The sequence below is a fragment of the Bacillus sp. P4_D3 genome (genome assembly GCF_056401855.1).
The window spans coordinates 1-2,549 of the sequence record NZ_JBFUIN010000447.1; the positions used below are offsets into that span (position 1 = coordinate 1).

Annotated in this window: 3 protein-coding genes; all 3 read left to right on the plus strand. The window is 35.7% G+C overall.

What is annotated here, in order from left to right; genetic code table 11:
• Positions 1 to 320: 320 nt before the first annotated feature.
• Positions 321 to 1,253, plus strand: a complete 933-nt coding sequence (gene rsmH, locus AC1DTM_RS22500; protein WP_016106034.1) for a 16S rRNA (cytosine(1402)-N(4))-methyltransferase RsmH — start codon at positions 321 to 323, stop codon at positions 1,251 to 1,253.
• Positions 1,254 to 1,268: 15 nt separating this feature from the next.
• Positions 1,269 to 1,631 (plus strand): cell division protein FtsL, encoded by a 363-nt coding sequence (ftsL, locus tag AC1DTM_RS22505; RefSeq protein WP_016106033.1) that lies wholly within the window; start codon positions 1,269 to 1,271, stop codon positions 1,629 to 1,631.
• Between the two features lie 22 nt (positions 1,632 to 1,653).
• A partial coding sequence (locus AC1DTM_RS22510) for a penicillin-binding transpeptidase domain-containing protein (protein ID WP_477000923.1) occupies positions 1,654 to 2,549 on the plus strand: 896 nt, incomplete at its 3' end.

A 2,549-nucleotide genomic window follows, 5' to 3' on the forward strand; every position in this document is an offset into this window, starting at 1 on the left:
ACTGTGAAGTGAAATATTTCTGAATTATTCATCTTATGTTATTGTAATGAATCGCTATGTATCAGGTATATATATATGACAAAATAGCACAAAATGTAAACGGATTATTATCTTTTTCGACAGGTTTTTGTTTAAATTCCCGCAAAAAATGATAAAATTTAGTATATAATAAAATAAAATAGCGATTTGTATAGCGTACTACCTTGTTGGAAGTTAAATGAGTCGTTCTTTAGTAGCATTTCATCCTCTAGTAGTAAATTGTGTTTGTAGAGTGAGAAATGTATTTAACATAATTAATTGGAAAAAGAGTAGGTGCAGCAATGTTCAAACACGTAACAGTACTTTTGAAAGAAACAGTAGATGGCTTAGATATAAAACCGAGTGGTACATATGTAGATTGTACACTGGGTGGAGGAGGACATAGTTCTTATTTATTATCTCAGCTAACAGATGGTGGAAAATTAATAGCATTTGATCAAGATGAAATAGCGATTCGAAATGCGAAGGAAAAATTTTCTTCTTATGGTGAACAATTTGTAACAGTGAAGAGCAACTTCCGTTATTTATCTGAAAAACTACATGAATTAGGTATCACAGAAGTAGACGGGATTTTATTCGATTTAGGTGTTTCATCCCCACAATTAGATACACCAGAGCGTGGCTTTAGTTATCATCATGATGCACCGTTAGATATGCGGATGGATCAAGATGCCCCATTAACAGCATATGATGTTGTGAACAGCTGGTCATATGAACAACTCGTAAGAATTTTCTTCCAATACGGCGAAGAAAAATTTTCAAAGCAAATAGTAAGGAAAATTGAAGCGTATCGCGAGAATAAGGCTATTGAAACGACAGGAGAATTAGTGGAATTAATTAAAGAAGGTATTCCAGCTCCGGCACGTAGAACAGGTGGACATCCTGCGAAGCGAGTATTCCAAGCGATTCGTATCGCTGTAAATGATGAATTAAAAGTATTTGAAGAAGCGTTGGAATCTGCAATTGATATGGTCAAGCCTGGTGGAAGAGTTAGTGTTATAACATTCCATTCTTTAGAAGATCGTATTTGTAAAACGACGTTTAAGCGAAATAGCACAACACCGCAATTACCACAGGGACTACCGATTATTCCGGATGAATTTAAGCCGAAATTAAAGCTTATTACAAGGAAACCGATTTTACCTTCTGACATTGAATTAGAAGAAAATAATCGAGCGCGTTCTGCGAAGTTGAGAATCGCTGAAAAACGATAAAAAGGAGAGAGAGGTATGACTAATTTAGCTGTAAAGTATAAACAACAGGCGCAAGAAGAGGTACAAATTCAAACGCCGCCACAGCAGATGGTTAAACCAAAAGTTAAAACGAAAATTACAAGAATTGAAAAGCTATTGTACGTAACGTTTATTGGATTTTTATTATATGCCTGTGTAGCTTTTATTGGGAATAAAGCGGGTCTATATCAAGTTAATGTAGAAGCAGCGACGATAGAAGAAGAAATTGTGAAAAAACAAAAGGAAAATCAAGAATTGCAGGCTGAAGTAGAGAAGTTAAGTCGTTATGAGCGTATCGCTGAAGTTGCAAAAAAACACGGGCTAGAAATTAATGCGAATAATGTGAAAGGCCTAAAGTAAGGCAAATAGGTGTGAAGAAAAGATGAATAAAAATATGACCAAATTTCATACCAATAAGGGAGCAGGTTATTTTATGATATTTTTCCTCCTGCTCTTTTTTCTATTATTAGCCCGATTTTTTTACATACAAGCAACAGGAACAGTGGATAATCATGATTTGAAAAAACTTGCTGAACAGAAACATAGTAAAAAAGGAGTTCTCGAAGCGAATCGAGGAACAATTTATGATCAAAATGGCCATGTACTAGCGCAAGACGCAAATTCTTATAAACTTGTAGCCGAGTTAAAAGGAGCCAGTGCCGTTAAGGATAAAGAGGATACTGCAAAAAAAATCGCAGGAGTACTCGGAAAAGATGAAGATAAAATTTTAGCTACTTTAACTAAAGAAGGCAGAAGTCAAGTGGAATTTGGAACATTAGGTAAGGACTTGACGAAAGAAAAGAAAGAACAAATAGAAGCATTGAAATTGCCGGGAATCTCTTTCATTACTGAAAATGCGAGGGTGTATCCAAACGGTGATTTCGCATCTTACGTCATAGGGCATGCCAGCCCTGATGAGAATGGAATCGCAGTAGGTCAATTTGGCTTAGAAAAGAGTTTAGATAAGTATTTAGGTGCTTCTAATGGTGAGGTAGCTTATACAGGGGACCGTAAAGGTGTATCTCTTGACGGTGGAAAGGTGAATGTAAAGGCGCCTAAAAATGGAGATAATGTATATTTAACGCTTGACCAACGTATTCAAAGTTATTTAGAAGACGCAATGAAAGAAGCGAGTAAACATTATGAGCCAGAAAATTTAATTGGAATTGTAGCGGATCCAAAGACGGGAAAAATATTAGCGATGTCTAGTAAACCTAGTTATGACCCTAATGATCGTCAAATTAAATATTTCTTCAACGACGCAATTGCAAATGCATT

Coding starts and splice junctions, on each gene's coding strand:
- rsmH (WP_016106034.1), top strand. CDS start 321: ATGTTCAAACACGTAACAGTACTTTTGAAAGAAACAGTAGATGGCTTA.
- ftsL (WP_016106033.1), top strand. CDS start 1,269: ATGACTAATTTAGCTGTAAAGTATAAACAACAGGCGCAAGAAGAGGTA.